The organism is Pseudomonas zhanjiangensis, from assembly GCF_041027545.1.
In the GTDB taxonomy this organism is placed as follows: domain Bacteria; phylum Pseudomonadota; class Gammaproteobacteria; order Pseudomonadales; family Pseudomonadaceae; genus Aquipseudomonas; species Aquipseudomonas zhanjiangensis.
In genome coordinates, this window is the sequence record NZ_JBFTEG010000004.1 from 55,773 (window position 1) to 75,365 (window position 19,593).

A 19,593-nucleotide genomic window follows, 5' to 3' on the forward strand; every position below is an offset into this window, starting at 1 on the left:
ATGCCGCTGATGTCGGCCATTTTGCTGTTGTGCCTGGCGTGCTGGACGGTTTCGAGCCATGCCCTGTCGCTCAACGAAGAAGAACGCCGCTGGCTGAGCGAACACCCCGTGATTCGCCTCGGGGTCGATGCGTCCTGGCCACCATTCGAGTTCCGCGACGAACAAGGGCGCTACCGAGGGCTCGCCGCCGACTATATTGCCCTTATCGAGCAGCGTCTCGGCGTGCGCATGCAGCCCGTCGAGCCCAGTAGCTGGAGCGAAGTGCTGAACCAGGCCAAGGCGGGACAGCTCGACCTGCTGCCGGGCGTGATGAGCACGGCGCAGCGACAGACCTACCTGCGGTTCACCCGTCCCTACCTGGATTTCCCGATCATCATCATGGCGCGCAGCAACGGGCCGCAGCCGCACCGCCTCGCCGACCTCTATGGCCTGCGCACCGCGGTGGTCGACAGCTATGCGCCGCACGAGCTGTTGCGCCAGCAGCATCCCGACCTGGCCCTGACCCCGCTACCCAGCGTGAATGCCGCGCTGCAGGCGCTGGCCACCGGCCAGGTGGACGCCTTCGTCAGCGACCTCGCCTCCAGCGTCTGGAGCCAGCGCCAACTCAAGCTGGAAGGCCTGCTGATCAGCGGCGAAACGCCCTACCGCTACCAGCTGGCCATGGCCGCCCCCTACGCCCAGGAGCCTCTGATCGGCATTCTCGACAAGCTCTTCGCCGAGCTGACCCCGGATGAAATCGCCGCCCTGCGCGAGCCCTGGGTGGGCGACGTGCTGGACAAGCGCATGCCCTGGCCGGAGATACTGCTGTATGGCTTGCCCAGTCTGCTGGCGCTGATGACCATCATCGCCACAGTCAGCCACATCAACAGGCGCCTGCGCAGCGAGATTCGCAGCCGCAAGGCGCTGGAGGACGAACTGCGCAGCAGCGAACTGCACTACCGCAGCCTGGTGGAGAGCCTCTCCGCCATCGCCTGGGAGGCCCCGCCGGGCAAGCCGGTGTACTCCTATGTCTCGCCCCACGCCGAGAAGCTGCTGGGCTACCCCTTGCAGGACTGGCTGCAGCCGGGCTTTCGTCAGCGCGCCATCCACCCCGACGACCTCGACCGGGTCATGCACCTCGACGCCCCCCAGCGCCACGACGGCGCCGACCAGATTGCCGAATACCGCATGCTGGCGCTCGATGGTCGCTGCATCTGGGTCCGCGAGCTATCCACCCAACTGCATCTGGGCGAGCAACCCATTATCCGCGGGCTGATGATCGACATCACCGAGGCCAAGCAGACCGAACAGGCGCTGCGCCTGTCCGAGCAGAAGTTCGCCTCGGTTTTTCAGCAGTGCCCGGACATCCTGCTGATTGCCAGCCAAGCCGATGGCCGCTTGCTCGATGCCAACAACGCCTTCGAGCAACAGACCGGTATCCCCGTCGCTCAGGCGCTGGGCAACACCAGCGACGCCCTCGACCTCTGGGGCGCACCCGGCGTTGCCGCCATGCTGCAACGACACCTGCGAGGCAAGAGCCTGCGCAACCTGGAGATACCCGTGCGCCGCAGGGACGGTTCGCTGTTCACCGCGCTGCTCTCCGCTCAGGCGTTCCGGCTCGACCATACGCCGGCGATGGTGCTGGTGATGCGCGACATCAGCCAGCTCAAGGCCACCCAGCAGCAGCTGCAGATCTCCGAAGAAAAGTTCGCCAGGGCCTTCCACGCCTCGCCCGACGGCATGCTCATCACCCGCATCGCCGACGGCCAGCTGATCGAGGTCAACGAGGGGTTCAGCCAGATCACCGGCTACAGCAGCCAAGAAGCCATTGGCCACTCGACTCTGGAGCTGGGCATCTGGGCCAATCCCGACGACCGCACCCGGATGATCGAGCGAATCCAACAGCACGGCCGCTTGCGGGACCAGGTCGCCCTCATTCGCACCCGCGACGGTCGCACCCGCCTGTGCGAACTGTCCGCCCAGCCGGTGCCGATCGGCGACCAGCCCTGCCTGCTGACCATTGCCCGCGACATCACCGAACGGCAGATCATGCAGGAGAAACTCCAGCAGGCCGCCACCGTCTTCGAAAGTACCGCAGAGGGCGTGTTGATCACCGACCCGCACAAGCGCATTGTCGCGGTCAATCGCGCCTTCACCAGCATTACCGGCTACAGCGAAGCCGAGGCACTCGGCCAGACGCCCCAGTTGCTCGCCTCGGACCAACACGACCAGGCCTTCTACAACGCCATGTGGCGGCAACTGGAGGACCAAGGCCACTGGCAAGGCGAGATCTGCAACCGGCGCAAGAACGGCGAGCTCTACCCCGAGTGGCTGACCATCAGCGCCGTGCGCAACGAGGCGGATCAGATCACCCATTTCGTTGGCGTGTTCGCCGATATCAGCCCGCTGAAACATGCTCAGGCGCGCCTCGACCACCAGGCCCACCACGACCCCCTGACCGGGCTGCCCAACCGCACCCTGTTTGAAACCCGACTGCGCCACGCCCTGGAAGACGCCCGCGAAGAGCAGAGCCAGGGCGCCGTGCTCTTCCTCGACCTGGACCGTTTCAAGCACATCAACGACAGCCTCGGCCATCCGGTCGGCGACCAACTGCTCAAGGGCATCGCTCAGCGGCTCAAGGAGCGGCTGCGCGACGTCGACACCGTTGCCCGCCTGGGGGGCGATGAATTCATCATCCTGCTGCCCGGCCTGCATCAGGCCGACGACGCAGAGCAGATCGCCAACAAGCTACTGGCCTGCTTCACACCGCCCTTCCAGCTCGACGCCCATGAATTCTTCGTCAGCGCCAGCATCGGCGTCAGCCTCTATCCGAAGGATGGCGTCGACGTCGCCACCCTGGTGAAAAACGCCGACGCGGCCATGTACCGTTCCAAGGCCAAGGGCCGCAATCGAGTGGAGCTCTACACCCGCGACCTGACGTTTCAAGCCACCGAGCGCGTGGCCCTGGAGCATGAGTTGCGCCGCGCCCAAGAACGCGGCGAACTGCAGCTGTACTACCAACCCAAGATGAGCCTGGCCAACCAGCAGCTGATTGGCGCCGAAGCCCTGCTACGCTGGCACCACCCGCGCTTCGGCGAGGTCCCGCCCAACCGCTTCATCCCCCTGGCCGAAGAAACCGGGCTGATCCTGCCCATTGGCGACTGGGTCCTGCAGCAAGCCTGCCGGCAGATGCGCGAATGGCAAGCCCGGCATGCGCCCTTTGGCCCGCTCTCGGTCAACCTGGCCGGCGAGCAACTGCGCCAGCCGCGCCTGCGCCACTACATCGCCGGCCTACTCGCGGACAACGCCCTCGACCCCAGCCTGCTGCAGCTAGAGATCACCGAAGGTTTCATCATGAACCAGACCGAAGAGGCCCTGGGCATCCTCCACCAGCTCAAGGCCCTCGGCGTGCAGCTGGCCATCGACGACTTCGGCACCGGCTACTCCTCGCTGAGCTACCTCAAGCGCCTGCCCCTGGACATCCTGAAAATCGATCGCTCCTTCGTCCTCGGCCTGCCGGACGACCCCAACGATGTCGCCATCGCCCGCGCCATCATCGCCCTGGGCCGCAGCATGCGCCTGACCGTGATCGCCGAAGGCGTGGAAACCAAGGCGCAGGAACTGTTTCTCGCCGCCGAGGGCTGCGAACAGATCCAGGGTTACGTCGTCAGCCGCCCGCTGACGGCCCAGGCGTTCGCCGACAAATTCCTCGAATCGCCCCGTTCGGTTGGCGCCGCCCTGCAGGCGCCGGTATAATCCGCCGGCCTTCTGGGGGCCTATAGCTCAGTTGGTTAGAGCAGAGGACTCATAATCCTTTGGTCCACGGTTCGAGTCCGTGTGGGCCCACCATATCAATCAACGACTCAAGCCCACCTTCACGGTGGGCTTTTTCGTCTATGACGGCGCCGCCTTGAGTCAGGGCTATCAGCGCGCCCTGCAGGCGCTGGACAAAGGTCGGCAACCCCGGCCGTGCAACGCCCAGCGCCCGGGGCTCAGCTGCCGGGATGCCGACTGCTCCCTGCTCGGCAGGTTGGCCGGCGGCGCATTCGACGGCATCCACCGCGCCCCATGCTTCCTGGACATGACCAGAAATACGCCGATGACCTCGCCTGGCAGGGGGAGCCAAGCCTGCGCCAACGGGCAGCAGCGGTAATGGCCATAAGCCGCCGCCAGTGCGTCCAATCTTTCGGAAGTACCCTGAGCGTCGCCGCCCAGGCAATCGACGTAGCCAGCGCCGTAGCCAGCGCCAGTAGAGGGCAATATGCTGGTCGCCCTGGTGATGGGCCACGAGGTGGCTCGTGACAGCACGCATGCTCAAGTGACCGAAGCGGGTCAACGACCCATTGAAGAAACACGTGACCGTGCCGATAACTGAGTCTGTCCCCTTGCTGCGCAGGCGGGTTGCTGCAAGTAAATACTCGTAGCACCTCGGTCAGCCACCTAACCATGCACCAGAGGCCTTTCTGATGAAGATCAAAACCAAACTGCTGGCGAGCTTTCTGGTTGCCACCCTGGTTCCTGTGCTGATCGTGGCGCTACTGACCATCCGCAACGTGACGGAGCAGGCCAGCACCCATTTCCGCGAGTCCAGCAGCCTGGATGTGCAACTGGTGGACAACACCTTCGTCACCTTCTTCAACTCCGTTGGGCATACCGTCTCGGCAATGGCCGCCTACCCCGCCGTCAGGGACACCAACGGCGGCGAACTGAGCACCTACTTCGGCGAGGCGCAAAAGCCCAGCCAGGTCGCCACCGCTCATGGCGGCCGCGAGAAGCAGATCTTCGACTACTTCTCCACCATCGGTAACAACAATCCGGCCCTTGGCTACGTCTACATGAGTGACGCCAAGGGCGCCTACGTGGAGTGGCCGGGCACGGGCGACTACGGCAACTGGGACCCGCGCAAGCGCCCCTGGTTCGACATCGGCAAAGACGCCAACTTCCAGCTGGCGCGCCGCGACGGCTACTACTGGGAGCCCGACGATGCGGTCTATGTCTCGGTGCTCAAGGGCTTCAAGGACCAGGCCGGGAATTTTGCCGGGGTGGTGGCGGTGGATGTCTCGCTCAAGGCCCTCACCGACATGACGCAGAAGATCCGCTTCGGCGAAACCGGCTTCTTCATGCTGGTGGAAAACAGCGGCACCCTGCTGGTCGACGGCCACAAGCCGAGCAACAACTTCAAGAAGCTCGGCGAGCTGCAGGACGACTACTTCGCCACCATCGAGCGGACCCAGAATGGCCTGATCGAGGTGAGCATCGATGGGGTCGACTATATGGCCAACGTCTACACCTCACCGGAGTTGGGCTGGAAGTTCATCGGCTTCAAGCAGACCGACGAGATCTTCGCCAGCGCCAACGAACTGACCTGGCTGACCCTGATCGTCTCGGCCGTGCTGGTATTGCTGTTCGGCATCGCCGGCGTGGTCATCGCCAACCGTATCGTCACCCCGATCAACCTGGTCAAGGAAGGCCTGCGCACCATTGCCCAGGGCGAAGGCGACCTGACCCGGCGCCTGTCGCTGTTGAGCAAGGATGAAACCGGCGAGTTGGCCAACTGGTTCAATCAGTTCATCGAATCCACCCAGGCCATGATCAAGGTGATCAAGGACAACGCCATCAGCATGCACGGCGTCTCCGACCAGACCAACGCGCGCACCACGGCCATGTCCGCCAGTCTTCAGCGCCAGCTGGGCGCCGTGGAGCAGATCGTCACGGCGGTGACCGAGATGTCCTCGGCCGCCAACGAGGTGGCGCAAACCTGTGTCAGAACCGCCGATGCCTCCAAACAGGGCCTGGAGGCGACCCGCAACGGCAAGGAAGTGATCGCCCGCAGCACCGATGGGGTGAACAACCTGGGGGCGAGCATCCTCAGCTCCAGCAAGGTCATACAGGAGCTGGAGCGCGAGACGGTCAGTATCAACAATATTCTCTCGACCATTCAGCAGATCGCCGAGCAAACCAACTTGCTTGCCCTGAACGCCGCCATCGAAGCGGCCCGCGCCGGCGAGCAGGGCCGCGGATTTGCGGTAGTGGCCGACGAGGTGCGCAACCTGGCCAAGCGCACCCAGGACTCCACCGGCGAGATCAACAATATCCTCAACCTGCTGGTCAAGCGCATCTCGGAGGTCACGACAAGCATGAGCCAGAGCCTGGCCGAGTCGGACAAGGCGATCGAGCTGGCCAGCGAAGTCATGGAGGCCTTCGAGAACATCGAGGGCTCGGTGCAGATGATTCGCGACATGACCATGCAGATCGCCACGGCCACCGAGGAACAGCACCTGGTGACCGAGGACATCAACCAGAACGTCGTCGCCATCAACGACGCCGTCAGCCAGGTTTCCAACCAGGCCATGGAGGTGGAGCAATACTCCCGCGAGCAGCAAGAGCTCAGCAGCGCGCTCAAGCAGCTGGTGGGGCGCTTTCGCACCGAGTAGCTTAGGATTGCCATTCTTGGGTTCCCTATGGGCCCAGCACATCAGAAGCCGCGCACTGCGCGGCTTTTTGACTTCTGCGGTTTGCCAATGGCCATGCGAAGAGGGCTTATCCAATACCACCCGGCACCTATCGCGCTGAGGCAAAGTCACCAGCACGCCCCAAGGCAACATCCGGGATCAGCGCGCCAGCTTATGCCGCGCCGCATACAGGCAGATCATCTCCATGGCCAGGGTCGCGCCGGCCAGGGCGGTGACCTCGGCGTTGTCGTAGGGCGGCGCCACTTCCACCACATCCATGCCGACCAGGTTGATGCCGCGCAGGCCGCGCAGGATTTCCAGCGCCTGGTGGCTGGAGAGGCCGCCGCACACCGGGGTACCGGTGCCGGGGGCGAAGGCCGGGTCGAGGCAGTCGATGTCGAAGGTCAGGTACACCGGGTGGTCGCCGACCCGCGCGCGGATGCGCTCGGCGATCTGCTCCGGGCTGTGCCGGTGCACCTCGCGCGCATCCAGCACCTGGAAGCCCATGATATCGTCGTTGGTGGTACGCAGGCCGACCTGCACCGAGCGCGCCGGGTCGACCAGGCCTTCTTTCGCAGCATGGTAGAACATGGTGCCGTGGTCGATGCGCGCGCCCTCTTCGTCCGGCCAGGTGTCGCTGTGGGCGTCGAAGTGGATCAGCGACAGCGCGCCGTGCTGCTTCGCGTGAGCCTTGAGCAGCGGGTAGCTGATGAAGTGGTCGCCGCCGAGGGTGAGCATGGCGCAGCCGGCGGCGAGGATCTTGTCGGCATGGGCCTCGATCGCCGCCGGGGTATCCTGCGGGGTGCCGTGGTCGAAGTAGCAGTCGCCGTAGTCGATGCAGGCCAGCAGGTCGAAGGGGTCGAACTCCCAGGGAAAGTGGCGGGCCCATGCCGACTGGATCGAGGCGGCGCGGATCGCCCGCGGGCCGAAGCGGCTGCCGGGACGGTTGGTGGTGGCGGTGTCGAACGGCACTCCGCTGACCACCAGGTCGACGCCGCGCAGGTCGCGGGTATAGCGGCGGCGCATGAAGCTGGTGATGCCGGCGTAGGTCGGTTCGGCGCTGGTGCCGTACAGGCTGTCGCGGGTGATGGCCTGGTCGTTGTCGAAGGCGTGGTCCATGGTCGTCTACTCGTTCAGGTGATCAGTATTGGGTGCGGAACGCGGTCCACAGGCGGGTGCGCTTGCGCTGGTCCTTGAGCGCCATGATCTGCTCGGGGAACAGCCTGGCGCGCACCTCGGCGGCCGGGTAGATATCCGGATCGCTGCGCACCGCTTCATCGATCAGCGGCGCCGAGGCAGCGTTGGCATTGGCGAAATACAGCTCGTTGGTCAGCTCGGCGATCGCCTCGGGCTTGAGCATGTAGTCGATGAAGGCGCGGGCTGCCTGCGGGTGCGGCGCATCCTTGGGGATGGCCATGGTGTCGAACCAGATCAGCGTGCCTTCGCGGGGGATGCGGTAGACCACATCGAACGGCTGCTTGGTGTCCGCCGCCCGCGCCGCGGCCATGCCGGCATCGCCGGTATAGGTCAGCGCCAGGCACACGGCGCCGCTGGCCAGGTCGTTGATCTGCCGGGCGGAGTTCACGTAGAGCAGGTTGGGCTGCAGTTTCGCCAGCAGTTGCTGCGCGGCCGCGAGGTCCTCGCTGCTGGCGCTGTAGGGCGGCTTGCCCAGGTAGTTGAGCGCGATGGCGATCACCTCCTGGGGCGAGTCCAGCACGGCGATACCGCAATCCTTGAGCTTGCTCGCGTACTCCGGCTTGAACAGCAGGTCGAGGCTGTCCAGCGCCACGCCCGGCAGGCGCTGCTCGACCGCCTGCTGGTTGATACCCAGGCCCACGGTGCCCCAGGTATAGGGCACGCCGTACTGGTTGCCGGGATCGACGCCGGCCAGCTTGGCCAGCAACTCCGGATCGAGGTTGCCGGCATTGCTCAGGGCGCCGACCGGCTGCAGCGCCTTGGCCTGGATCGCCCGGGCCAGGCCGCTGGAAGCGGGAAACACGACGTCGTAGCCGCTGCCGCCGGTGAGCAGCTTGCTGTCGAGCACCTCGGTGCTGTCGAAGGTATCGTACTTGACCCGGATGCCGCTCTCGGCCTGGAAGCGCTCGAGCGCCTGCGGCGCCACGTAGTCGGCCCAGTTGTAGATATTCAGCACCCGCTCCTCGGCCTGCAACGGCAGGGTGAAGGCGAGCAGTAACAGGCTTGCGGCAAGGCGCATGGCGGTATTCCTCGGATGGATGGCCGACGGTGGCCGGCGGACACAGGGTGGAAACCGCGCAGCGTTTTCCACCCGCCAATGACGCAATCGGTGGATGGGAAAGACGTCATCCACCCTACGGCACTCATCCTGCGCCCGGTATTGCTTCCAATAAATACGAAGTGATCTACTCTGGCATCGATTGACATCAATGTTTGGAGCACCATGCTCAGCCAAGTCCGCGACCTCGACCTGCAACTGCTGCGCCTGTTCGTCACCGTGGTGGAAAGCGGCGGCTTCAGCGCCGCGCAAGGCGAACTGGGGATCGGCCAGTCGACCATCAGCACCCAGATGGCCAAGCTGGAAACCCGCCTGGGCTTTCGCCTGTGCGAACGCGGCAAGGCCGGTTTCCGCCTGACGCCCAAGGGTGAGCAGGTACTGCTGGCGGCGCACAAACTGTTCGCCGCCATCGAGACCTTCAAGGGCGAGGCCCAGGGCATGGCCGACAAGCTGCTCGGCACTCTCAGCGTCGGCCTGTCCGAGGCCCTCGACGACCAGGTGCTGGCGCGGGTCGGCGCCGCCATCGGCGCCTTTCGCCGGCGCAACCAGGACGTGCACATCGAGCTGCTCAGCGCCATGCCGGCCGAGCTGGAGCGACGCCTGCTGCAGGACCAGCTGCACCTGGCCATCGGCTACTTCTCCGGTACCCAGACCGCCCTCGACTACCGGCCGCTGTTCGAGGAGCAGCAGAGGCTGTATTGCGCCGCCGGTCACCCGCTGTTCGAACAGACGCCGCTCGCCGTGGAGCACCTGCAGGAGCAGGATGGCGTGCACCACCCCTACCGCTACAACCATCCCGCCGAGCCCTGGCAGGCCAGCGCCAGCAGTGCGCGCAGCGAGCAGGTCGAGGGCACCCTGGCCTTCATCCTCTCCGGCGCCCATATCGGCTACCTGCCCCGACACATCGCCGCGCCCTGGATCGCGCGCGGTCAATTGCGTGCGCTGCTGGCCGAACCACTCGGCTTCAGCGTGCGCTTCGACCTGGCCAGCCATCGCGGCCGCCAGCCAAGCGAGGCGCAACGCGCCATGGTCGAGGACTTGCTCACGGCCTTCGGCGCTACGCCCCCTGACTGACTGGCCCGTAGTGGTACAGGCCACCACCGGCCGTCGAAGCGCGAAGGCAGTCCCCGGGAGCGAGCAGTCAACTGGTTGGCGCGGCGGGTTCGAGTGCCAAGGCTTATGCCGCGACAAGATCGAGCAGGCAGACGGCGCGCAGCGGCAACGGCGAAGCCTGGCGCCTGGATGGCGCCTGGAGGCGCCGTCGAATCAGGCAGACCGGCCGCTATGGCTTGAAGTCGCGCGCATCCTGCGCCCACACATCCAGCGCTGGTTTGATGTCTTCCAGGCGTAGTTGGGTGCTGTCGTTTTCCAGCTGCAAGCCGTGGCCCTTGCGTACCACCCGCGCCATGGGCGCACTGCTACGGGCATCCAGCGCCTCCAGCTCGACGTAAATCTCGGTGTTCAGGTCGCGGGTTCCCGCCACCGTGCTGGCTGCCGCGGCAACCAGGGCGACGGGAACCACCTCGTACACCTTGAGCCCCTCTGGAGACAGGTTCACGGCGCTGATCGCCGAGCGCAGCACCAGGGTGTCCTGATCCGCTTGCTCGACGATGCGCAGGCGCCCCGCCAGCTCTCGCTGCATGGCTTGCTGCAGGTAGCTGGCGATCGCATCCAGGGTCTGCTGGCTGACCTGCGCGCTCGGCTGCGGCGCGGGATAGAACTGCGGCCTCTCCACCAGCACCGATGAATAGCGCTGGAGGTCGAAGCCCGGCGAGACCCAGCGCATGATCGGTGCGCCACTGGCCGACTGTGCGGGCTGCAGCGCCGAGTAGTCGGCAAGAAATCCCGAATACTGTTCGGGCCGAGTGCTGTCGCTGGCGCACCCTGAGAGCAACAGAGCAGTTGCCAAGCCAAGCGCAACAGGGACTTTCATCGTCATTGCGCACCTCCAGATAGGGTTGTGGTCGCTTAACTGTAGATGAGCCTCTGGCAGGCTGGGGATGAAGCCGCCCCAGACGGGGTCGGGCGGCGCGCTGGCAACTGGATTGCGTAGAGCACCGCGCTGAACTACAAACAGTGCTAGGCCGTTGCGCGGCGCGCCCTGCCGAACGACGTAGCCACGCCCAAGCGCTTGCTGGCTTATCCATCGCCAAGGGAGCCATACATGCTGGATTACGTCGCTCTCGGAATGCTGGTCTTCGTGGCGCTGGTGCTGTTCTACGGCATCATCGTCATCCACGACATTCCCTACGAGATCGCGCACAAGCGTCACCACCCCCATCAGGATGCCATTCATGTGGCGGGCTGGGTCAGCCTGTTCACCCTGCACGCGATCTGGCCGTTCCTCTGGATCTGGGCCACCCTCTATCGCGCCGACCGGGGCTGGGGCTTCGGCAACGGCCAGTCGCAGGACAGCCAGGTCGCGCGCCTGGAGGAAGAGCTGGCAGCGTTGCGCCTGCGGGTCGGCGCCCTGGAGCAGCCGCCTGCCGCCGCCCCCAAGACGCCAGCCGGGCAGGAGGATTGAGTCATGGACCTGTTGCTGATTCTGACCTACGCCGCCCTGTGCACGGCCATCTTCAAGCTCTTTCGCATCCCGCTGAACAAGTGGACCGTGCCCACCGCCTTCCTCGGCGGCGTGGTACTGATCGGCGCCTTGATCTTCCTGATGAACTACAACCACCCCTACTCGGAAGCCAGCCGCCTGTATTTCGTGTCGACGCCCGTGATTCCGGTGGTCAGCGGCCAGGTCGTGGAAGTGCCGGTGCAGCCCAACCTGCCGCTGGAACAGGGCGATATCCTGTTTCGCATCGACCCGACCCCCTTCGAAAACCGGGTCAAATCGCTCAAGGCGCAGCTGACCTCGGCCCAGGCCGATCGTTATCGCGCCAGCGAACTGGTCAAGCGCGGCATGGGCAAGCGGCGGGACCTGGATGTGATGACTGCCCAGGTCAACGATCTGCAGGCGCAACTCAATATCGCCCAGTACGAACTCGAACAGTGCGTCGTCCGGGCGCCCAGCCGCGGCTTCGTGACCCATGTCTCGCTACGCCCGGGCATGTATGCGACCACCCTGCCGCTGCGCCCGTCGATGGTGTTTATTCCCGACGAGGGGTATTACTACACGGCCTGGATGCGACAGAACAGCATGCTGCGGCTGCAGCCTGGCGACGAAGCGGAGGTGGCGTTCGACGGTATTCCCGGCCAGGTGTTCTCTGGCCGGGTGAAACAAGTGCTCAGCGTGATCGCCGAGGGACAGATCCAGCCCTCGGGCAACCTGACCAACTTCAACGGTGCGCAACCGCCGGGACGAGTGCCGGTGAACATCGAGATCACCGACCCGCGCTTCGCCGCCTATGCCGCGTCCTTGCCCGGAGGCGCCTATGCGCAAACCGCGATCTACAGCCAGCATTTGCGGCATCTCGCGGTGATGCGCAAGATCCTCCTGCGCATGGCGGCCTGGATGAACTACATTTTTCCCTTCCATTGACTCACCCGCAGTCGTTCTTGCTGCGCCCCCAGCCGAGCCGAACGTCATCGCCCAAAGCGCCTGGCCTCGCCTGGCTGCGCGCCGGCCCGGGGCATCGGCCTGACGTCAGGCTATAGTTTCAGCTCAGCCCCTCTTGTTCCCGCCCCGCTGGCAAGGAGTCCTAATGAGCAAGGTCCACCACGTCGCCGTCCTGGTCGGCAGTCTGCGCAAAGCCTCGATCAACCGTAAGCTGGCCCTGGCGCTGGCCGAACTGGCGCCGGCCTCGCTGAAGCTGGAGATCGTCGAGATCGGCGAGCTGCCGCTGTACAACGAGGACATCGACGGCGAACGACCGCCGCAGCCCTACAGCGATTTTCGCGACAAGCTCAAGGCAGCCGATGCCGTGCTGTTCGTCACCCCGGAGTACAACCGCTCGGTACCGGCGCCGATGAAGAACGCCATCGACGTCGCCTCACGTCCTCTCGGCCAGTGCGGCTTCAGCGGCAAGCCCGGTGCGGTGCTGAGCGCCTCGCCGGGTGCCATCGGCGGTTTCGGCGCCAACCAGCACCTGCGCCAGTCCATGGTAACGCTCGATGTGCCCATGATGCCGAAGCCGGAGGCCTACCTGGGCAATGCCGGCAGCTTCTTCGATGACGCTGGCATGCTCGATGACGACATCAAGCCGCTCCTGCAGAAATTCATCGATGCCTACGCCGAATGGGTGGCCCAGCACGTCAAGCGCTGAGCCTTCGCTCGGACGGTCAGCGCCTGGCTGAATATGCCTGAGGGTTGCCACATGGCGGAAGCGAAGTTCGAAGAGAGCTTCTGGCTGGATACCACGGTCGACAAGCGCGAACGAGAAGGCCTCGGTGACGCCCTGGCGCAGCGGGCACGCTCGGGACGGCCGATGGTCGGCTTCCAGCTGAAGAATGCCGACCTGGCCGGCATCGACCTGGTCAACCACGGCGAGCACGCGGGCTATCAGCTGCGCGATGCCGACCTGTACCGGGCCAATCTGCATGGCGCCCACCTGTTCGCCCTCGACCTGCGCGGCAGCTCGCTGATGAAGGCCGATCTGCGCCAGGCCAACCTGCACTGCGCCGATTTGCGCGGCTGCAACCTGCTGGGCATTCGTCTGGACGGCGCGCGCCTGGACAACGTGATCTGGGACCGCCAGCTGCTGCAGGAGCGCCAAGGCCGTCAGCGCCTGCGCAGCGGCGATTGTACAGGTGCCACCGAGCTGTTCCAGGAAGCCGAGGAAACCTATCGCAACCTGCGCCTGCACCTGGAGCAGGCCGGGCTGTTCGAGCAGGCCGGGCGCTTCTTCCACCGCGAGATGGTCATGCGCCGTCTACGGATGCCACGTTATTCGGCCCAGCGCCTGCTGTCCTGGCTGGTCGACCTGTTCAGCGGCTACGGTGAGAAACCGCTTAATGTGGTGCTGTTTTCCCTCGGACTGATCGGCTTCTGTGGCCTGCTGTACTTCCTGGTCGGCGTTCGTCTCGGCGAGCAGACACTGGGCCTGGCCCTGGACCGCGACCTGCTCGTCAACCTGATGGACCTGCTCAACTGCTTCTACTTCAGCGTGGTCACCTTCACCACCCTGGGTTACGGCGACATCAGCCCGCATGGGCTGGCCCGCCCCATCGCCGCCTTCGAAGCCTTTGTCGGCAGCTTCACCATGGCCCTGTTCGTTGTGGTCTTCGTCAAGAAGATGACCCGTTAGAGCGCCCTTCCGCACAGCCAGAGCCACCTTCCGCGACGGCCTGCGCTGGCAGGCGGGCTGCCAAACCATCGACTTCGCTGCCAACCAACTGCCCCTGACCGGCTGATACCTGCCTATTCACCAGTTGAATGCGGCGCAATGAGCACTTGGCTAATTGGACCGACCGGTCTATATAATCAGCCATGACCAAGACCAATACTCGCGACAAACTCATCGCCGCCATGGCCGACGCACTGCAGCGCAAGGGCCTGCATGGCGTCGGCCTGAGCGAACTGCTGGAGATCGCCGGGGCGCCCAAGGGCAGCCTCTACCACCACTTCCCCGGCGGCAAGAGCGAGCTGGCAGTGGCCGCTATCGACCACATTGGCCGGCGCATCGACGAGCAGTTCAGCCAGCTGTTCAGGCGCCATGGCGACCCGCTGGCGGCGCTGCACAGCTGGCTGCAGACGGCGCTGAGCCAGCTGGAAGACAGCCGCTTCGAACGTGGCTGCCCGCTGGCCACCGTCGCCCTGGAAAGCGGCCCCGAGGACGCCGAGATCCGCGCCGCGCTGCAGCGCATCTTCGCCGCCGTGCGCCTGTCCCTTAGCCAACAACTGCAGCAGCACGGCCATGCGCCCGAGTCCGCCACCAACCTCGCCGCGCTTTTCGTCGCCCTTTACGAAGGCGGCTTGCTCCAGGCCCGCGTTGCCGGCAGCAGCGAGCCCCTCAGACGGGCCGCCGACGCCCTGTTCAACATGACCCGGCAGACTCCGGGAGGAGACGCCCGATGATCCACGACCGCCTCGACATTCGCCGCGAGAGCCTGTCGCTACGCGCCTTGGACGGCTATCCCCTGACGGCCACCCGCTATCACGCGCCGCAACCGCTCGCCCAGCTGCTGATCGCCGGCGCCACCGGGGTTCCACAGGGCTTCTACCGGCGCTTCGCCGAGCATGCCGCGCGCCGTGGCTTCGACACCCTGACCCTGGACTTTCGCGGCATAGGCCTGTCGAAACCGCGGACGCTGCGCGGTGTCGAGATCGACTTCCTGGATTGGGCGCAAAGCGACCTGCCCGCCGCCGTCGACCTGCACCAGCATGCCGAGCGTCCGCTGTACCTGGTGGGTCATTCGTTCGGCGGCCATGCCTTCGGCCTGCTGCCCAACCACCACCGGGTGCAGGGCTTCTACACCTTCGGCACCGGCGCCGGCTGGCACGGCTGGATGCCCCGGGCCGAACGGCTGCGGGTACTGGCCATGTGGCGACTGGTCGGCCCGCTGCTGACCAGCGTCAAGGGCTACCTGGCCTGGAGCAAGCTGGGCATGGGCGAAGACCTGCCCCTGGGGGTCTATAGGCAATGGAAACGCTGGTGCAGCCGACCCCGCTACTTCTTCGACGACCCGCAGATGCCCGACCTGGCGGCGCGCTTCGCCGAGGTCCGTACACCGATCGTCGCCGCCAACGCCCTGGACGATCTCTGGGCGCCACCGCAATCGCGCGACGCCTTCATGGCCGCCTACAGCAGTGCGCCCTATCGGGCGCGGGACATCCAGGTGGCAGGCGACGGGCTCGGCGCGATCGGCCATATGGGCTATTTCCGCCCCGCTGCCCAACCGCTGTGGGATGAAACCCTGGACTGGTTCGGTCAGCTTCAGGCTTCGGCCTAGACGCTCAGCACCGTCCAGCCGGTGGCTCGCTGATTGCGGGGGCAGTCCCAGTTCGATCGGCGATATCAGCCGCCCGGCCACGGCGACGGGGCGAACGCCCAAAAAAGAAAACCCCGCGAGCGCGGGGCCTTTGCAGACTGAGTCCTGACATCCATGATCGGCGCACCATCCTGGTGGCTATCCTGCGCGTCCGTGTTGGTTACTCTGCGCTTCCTGCGCTACGTCCATGGGTAGAAGATTAGCCGCCGGCCTTCAGCGGCAACAGTGGTGATCTGCAGCAGCTCATGTAAGCCATGGCTTACAGTAGGTCGACCACGCACCTGCTTTGCCTTATCGGGTGACAGGGGCCTTGGTAGATTCGCTCCGCTCTGGGCAACCAATGCCTTCGCTTGCGCGGACAGGGGCCTCGATCCCGCGCTCCGATGTTTTCACTTATGCCTGCCTGGCGCCGCCCAGGATCGAACAGCCGAGCATCGGCCAGCTGCAGACGGTTCAGGCCCGGCCGACCAGCCGACCGCCAACTGATTTCTGCCACCGCGCCGGCGCAGAAAAAATGGCCACTCCGCGCGCGCCTTGCTGGAGCGGGACGTTGCGGGGTGGCCATCGATGGGCCCGCCTGGCGGTGGCCCCTCAGATGCCGCGGTTCAGTTGACCTTGGCGGCCAGCTCGCCCTTGGCGTAGCGCAGGTACATGGCCTCCAGGGAGATCGGCTTGATCTTCGAGGCGTTGCCGGCGGTGCCGAAGGCTTCGTAGCGGGCGATGCAGATATCGCGCATGGCGGTGACTGTGGCGGCGAAGAACTTGCGCGGGTCGAATTCGCTCGGGTGCTCGGCCATCATCCGGCGCATGGCACCGGTGGAGGCCAGGCGCAGGTCGGTGTCGATGTTGACCTTGCGCACGCCGTGCTTGATGCCCTCGACGATTTCCTCGACCGGCACGCCGTAGGTTTCCTTGATGTCTCCGCCGAACTCATTGATCACCTTCAGCCACTCCTGCGGCACCGAGCTGGAGCCGTGCATCACCAGGTGGGTGTTGGGGATGCGCTGGTGGATGGCCTTGATGCGATCGATGGCGAGGATGTCACCGGTTGGTGGCTTGGTGAACTTGTAGGCGCCGTGGCTGGTGCCGATGGCGATGGCCAGGGCATCGACCTGGGTGCGCTTGACGAAGTCGGCGGCCTCTTCCGGGTCGGTGAGCATCTGGCTGTGGTCCAGGGTGCCTTCGGCGCCGATGCCGTCTTCCTCGCCGGCCATGCCGGTTTCCAGGCTGCCCAGGCAACCCAGCTCACCTTCCACCGAGACGCCGCAGGCATGGGCCATGGCCACGGTCTGCTGGGTCACGCGGACGTTGTAGTCGTAGTCGGCCGGGGTCTTGCCGTCTTCCTTGAGCGAGCCGTCCATCATCACCGAGCTGAAGCCCAGCTGGATCGAGCGCTGGCAGACGTCGGGGCTGGTGCCGTGGTCCTGGTGCATGCACACCGGGATGTGCGGGAACTCCTCGATGGCGGCCAGGATCAGGTGGCGCAGGAAGGGCGCGCCGGCGTACTTGCGGGCCCCGGCGGAAGCCTGGACGATGACCGGGGAATCGGTCTTGTCGGCCGCTTCCATGATGGCGCGCATCTGCTCGAGGTTGTTGACGTTGAAGGCCGGCACGCCGTAGCCGTATTCGGCGGCGTGGTCGAGCATCTGGCGCATGCTGATGAGTGCCATGGTGTTCTTTCTCCCGGTGGGGCTCGTTAATCGTGCAAGCCTGCCGCAGGGGCAGGCGCTATTCAAGTCTGACGGGACAGGGGGCGCAGCCCCCCGCCGGGTCGATGGAGGGCGACTCAGCCCTTGGCCCGCTGCTCCAGCACTTCCACTGCCGGCAGCACCTTGCCCTCGACGAACTCGAGGAAGGCGCCACCACCGGTGGAAATATAGGAGATGCGCTCGGCCACGCCGTACTTGTCGATGGCCGCCAGGGTGTCGCCGCCACCGGCGATGGAGAACGCCGGGCTCTCGGCGATGGCCTCGGCCAGCACCTGGGTGCCGTTGCCGAACTGGTCGAACTCGAACACGCCGACCGGGCCGTTCCACAGGATGGTCTGCGACGCCTTGAGCATCTCGGCGAACTGCGCCGCGGTCTGCGGGCCGATGTCGAGGATCATGTCGTCCTCGGCCACGTCCTTGACCGCCTTGACGGTGGCCTCGGCATCTTCGGCGAAGGCCTTGGCCACCACCACATCGACCGGCAGCGGCACGCTGACCTTGGCCGCGATGGCCTTGGCGGTGTCGACCAGATCGGCCTCATGCAGCGACTTGCCAACCGGCAGGCCGGCGGCGGCGAGGAAGGTGTTGGCGATGCCGCCACCGACGATCAGCGAATCACAGATATCGGCCAGGGAGTTGAGCACGTCCAGCTTGGTCGACACCTTGGAGCCGGCGACGATCGCCAGCATCGGCCGTGCCGGCTTGTCCAGGGCCTTGCCCAGGGCGTCCAGCTCGGCGGCCAGCAGCGGACCGGCGCAGGCGACCTCGGCGAACTTGGCCACGCCATGGGTCGAGCCCTGGGCGCGGTGGGCGGTACCGAAGGCGTCCATGACAAATACGTCGCACAGCGCGGCATACTGCCGGGCCAGCTCGTCGCTGTTGTTCTTCTCGCCCTTGTTGAAGCGCACGTTCTCCAGCAGCACCAACTCGCCCGGCTGCACGCTGACGCCGCCGAGGTAATCCTTGACCAGCGGCACCTCACGGCCCAGCGCCTGGCTCAGGTAGTCGGCGACCGGCTGCAGGCTGTCGGCTTCACTGAACACGCCCTCTTCCGGGCGGCCCAGGTGCGAGCAGACCAACACGGCCGCGCCCTTCTCCAAGGCCAGCTTGAGGGTCGGCAGGGCCGCGAGGATGCGCGCGTCGCTCTTCACCACGCCGTCTTTCACCGGCACGTTGAGGTCTTCGCGGATCAGCACGCGCTTACCCTGGAGGTCGAGGTCGATCATCTTCAGAACGGTCATGGAATCAGTCCTTCACGGGGGCTGGTTGAACGGTGGATACGGCAAGAAAGTGTTCGGCCACGTCGAGCATGCGGTTGGCGAAGCCCCACTCGTTGTCGAACCAGGCGAGCAGGTTGACCAGGCGCGGGCCGGACACCCGGGTCTGGCTGCCATCGACGATCGCCGAATGCGGGTCGTGGTTGAAATCGCAACTGGCGTGGGGCAGTTCGGTGTAGGCCACGAGATTCTTCAGCGGGCCGCTTTCGGCCGCCTGGCGCAGCACCCGGTTGATCTCTTCGGCCGAGGTGTCGCGGGCGGTCTGCAGGGTGATATCCAGGCAGGAGACGTTCACCGTCGGCACCCGAATGGCCTTGGCCTGGATGCGCCCGGCCAGCTCCGGCAGCAGGCGCTCGATGCCACGGGCCAGCCCGGTGGACACAGGAATCACCGACTGGAAGGCCGAGCGCGTGCGGCGCAGGTCCTCGTGGTGGTAGGCGTCGATCACCGGCTGGTCGTTCATCGCCGAATGGATGGTGGTGATGGACACGTACTCCAGCCCCACCGCCTCGTTGAGCAGTTTGAGCAACGGCACGCCACAGTTGGTGGTGCAGGAAGCATTCGACACCAGCGTCTCGGCCCCGGAGAGGCACGCCTGGTTGACCCCGAACACCACGGTGGCGTCGATATCGGCCTCGCTAGCCATCGGCTGCGACAGCAGCACCCGCGGCGCGCCGGCCTCGAGGAAGCGCCGGGCGGCGGCGCGCGTGGTGTACTGGCCGGAACACTCCAACAGCAGGTCGATATCCAGCGCCGCCCAGTCGACGGCCTCGGGCTCGGCCTGGCGCAGCACCTTCACGCAGCTGCCGTTGATGTGCAGGCAATCGCCTTCGACCCGTACTTCGCCGGGAAAGCGGCCGTGGGTGGAGTCGAAGCGGGTCAGGTATTCGAGGCTGGCCTGGTCGGCCAGGTCGTTCAGCGCGACTATCTCCAGGCCCGCGCTGGCACCGCGTTCATGCAAAGCGCGCAGCACGCAGCGGCCGATGCGGCCGTAGCCGTTGAGGGCGACGCGAAAAGGGCGAGTGGGCATGAGCATCCCTTGGGTG

At 65.6% G+C, this 19,593-nt stretch carries 15 protein-coding genes, 1 tRNA gene and 2 pseudogenes; 12 read left to right on the forward strand and 6 right to left on the reverse strand.

Features of this window, described 5'->3' with window-relative positions:
* The 5 genes and pseudogenes from AB5S05_RS07255 to AB5S05_RS22125 all read left to right on the forward strand — a co-directional run.
* On the forward strand, positions 1 to 3,735 hold the full coding sequence (locus AB5S05_RS07255; RefSeq protein WP_369286832.1) for an EAL domain-containing protein: 3,735 nt from the start codon (positions 1 to 3) through the stop codon (positions 3,733 to 3,735).
* Between the two features lie 16 nt (positions 3,736 to 3,751).
* Positions 3,752 to 3,828 (forward strand) — tRNA-Ile (locus AB5S05_RS07260).
* Positions 3,815 to 4,132, forward strand: coding sequence for a hypothetical protein (locus tag AB5S05_RS07265; RefSeq protein ID WP_369286833.1), 318 nt, complete (start codon positions 3,815 to 3,817; stop codon positions 4,130 to 4,132). Before AB5S05_RS07260 ends, AB5S05_RS07265 begins: the two co-directional genes overlap by 14 nt.
* A gap of 313 nt (positions 4,133 to 4,445) precedes the next feature.
* Positions 4,446 to 5,552: pseudogene (locus tag AB5S05_RS22120) on the forward strand (cache domain-containing protein); the annotation flags it as partial.
* A gap of 339 nt (positions 5,553 to 5,891) precedes the next feature.
* A pseudogene (locus tag AB5S05_RS22125) lies at positions 5,892 to 6,413 on the forward strand (methyl-accepting chemotaxis protein); the annotation flags it as partial.
* Between the two features lie 177 nt (positions 6,414 to 6,590).
* Here AB5S05_RS22125 and speB read toward each other — a convergent pair.
* Both speB and AB5S05_RS07280 read right to left on the reverse strand, forming a co-directional pair.
* The gene (gene speB / locus AB5S05_RS07275) at positions 6,591 to 7,550 is read right to left on the reverse strand and encodes an agmatinase (protein ID WP_369286835.1); all 960 of its coding nucleotides are present in this window, start codon (positions 7,548 to 7,550) and stop codon (positions 6,591 to 6,593) included.
* A 22-nt stretch (positions 7,551 to 7,572) separates the two neighbouring features.
* Positions 7,573 to 8,646, reverse strand: a complete 1,074-nt coding sequence (locus AB5S05_RS07280) for a polyamine ABC transporter substrate-binding protein (protein WP_369286836.1) — start codon at positions 8,644 to 8,646, stop codon at positions 7,573 to 7,575.
* Between the two features lie 204 nt (positions 8,647 to 8,850).
* Between AB5S05_RS07280 and AB5S05_RS07285 the strand changes: the two genes are divergently transcribed.
* Positions 8,851 to 9,759 (forward strand): LysR family transcriptional regulator, encoded by a 909-nt coding sequence (locus AB5S05_RS07285; protein WP_369286837.1) that lies wholly within the window; start codon positions 8,851 to 8,853, stop codon positions 9,757 to 9,759.
* A gap of 208 nt (positions 9,760 to 9,967) precedes the next feature.
* Here the strand turns inward: AB5S05_RS07285 and AB5S05_RS07290 are convergent, their stop codons facing one another.
* Positions 9,968 to 10,966: a DUF3313 domain-containing protein gene (locus AB5S05_RS07290; RefSeq protein WP_369286838.1), complete on the reverse strand. Its 999-nt coding sequence runs from the start codon at positions 10,964 to 10,966 to the stop codon at positions 9,968 to 9,970.
* On the opposite strand from AB5S05_RS07290, the gene AB5S05_RS07295 reads away from it, so the two are divergent.
* From AB5S05_RS07295 to AB5S05_RS07320, 6 genes are all read left to right on the forward strand, one after another.
* Positions 10,850 to 11,209 (forward strand): DUF3302 domain-containing protein, encoded by a 360-nt coding sequence (locus tag AB5S05_RS07295; protein ID WP_369286839.1) that lies wholly within the window; start codon positions 10,850 to 10,852, stop codon positions 11,207 to 11,209. The genes AB5S05_RS07290 and AB5S05_RS07295 overlap by 117 nt on opposite strands.
* A 3-nt stretch (positions 11,210 to 11,212) precedes the next feature.
* Positions 11,213 to 12,172, forward strand: coding sequence for an HlyD family secretion protein (locus tag AB5S05_RS07300; RefSeq protein WP_369286840.1), 960 nt, complete (start codon positions 11,213 to 11,215; stop codon positions 12,170 to 12,172).
* A 163-nt stretch (positions 12,173 to 12,335) separates the two neighbouring features.
* Positions 12,336 to 12,896: an NADPH-dependent FMN reductase gene (locus tag AB5S05_RS07305; protein ID WP_369286841.1), complete on the forward strand. Its 561-nt coding sequence runs from the start codon at positions 12,336 to 12,338 to the stop codon at positions 12,894 to 12,896.
* A gap of 51 nt (positions 12,897 to 12,947) precedes the next feature.
* Positions 12,948 to 13,877, forward strand: a complete 930-nt coding sequence (locus AB5S05_RS07310) for an ion channel (protein ID WP_369286842.1) — start codon at positions 12,948 to 12,950, stop codon at positions 13,875 to 13,877.
* A 182-nt stretch (positions 13,878 to 14,059) separates the two neighbouring features.
* Entirely contained in the window at positions 14,060 to 14,647 is a 588-nt protein-coding gene (locus AB5S05_RS07315; RefSeq protein WP_369286843.1) for a TetR/AcrR family transcriptional regulator, read from the forward strand.
* A complete protein-coding gene (locus tag AB5S05_RS07320) occupies positions 14,644 to 15,522 on the forward strand; it encodes an alpha/beta hydrolase family protein (RefSeq protein WP_369286844.1) in 879 nt (292 codons plus the stop codon). The genes AB5S05_RS07315 and AB5S05_RS07320 overlap by 4 nt, the downstream gene beginning before the upstream one ends.
* A gap of 644 nt (positions 15,523 to 16,166) precedes the next feature.
* On the opposite strand, the gene fba is transcribed toward AB5S05_RS07320, so the two are convergent.
* From fba to epd, 3 genes are all read right to left on the reverse strand, one after another.
* On the reverse strand, positions 16,167 to 17,231 hold the full coding sequence (fba, locus tag AB5S05_RS07325; protein WP_369286845.1) for a class II fructose-bisphosphate aldolase: 1,065 nt from the start codon (positions 17,229 to 17,231) through the stop codon (positions 16,167 to 16,169).
* Between the two features lie 116 nt (positions 17,232 to 17,347).
* Entirely contained in the window at positions 17,348 to 18,511 is a 1,164-nt protein-coding gene (locus AB5S05_RS07330) for a phosphoglycerate kinase (RefSeq protein ID WP_369286846.1), read from the reverse strand.
* A gap of 4 nt (positions 18,512 to 18,515) precedes the next feature.
* Complete coding sequence (gene epd / locus AB5S05_RS07335) at positions 18,516 to 19,577, reverse strand: erythrose-4-phosphate dehydrogenase (RefSeq protein WP_369286847.1); 1,062 nt, start codon at positions 19,575 to 19,577, stop codon at positions 18,516 to 18,518.
* Positions 19,578 to 19,593: the final 16 nt, after the last annotated feature.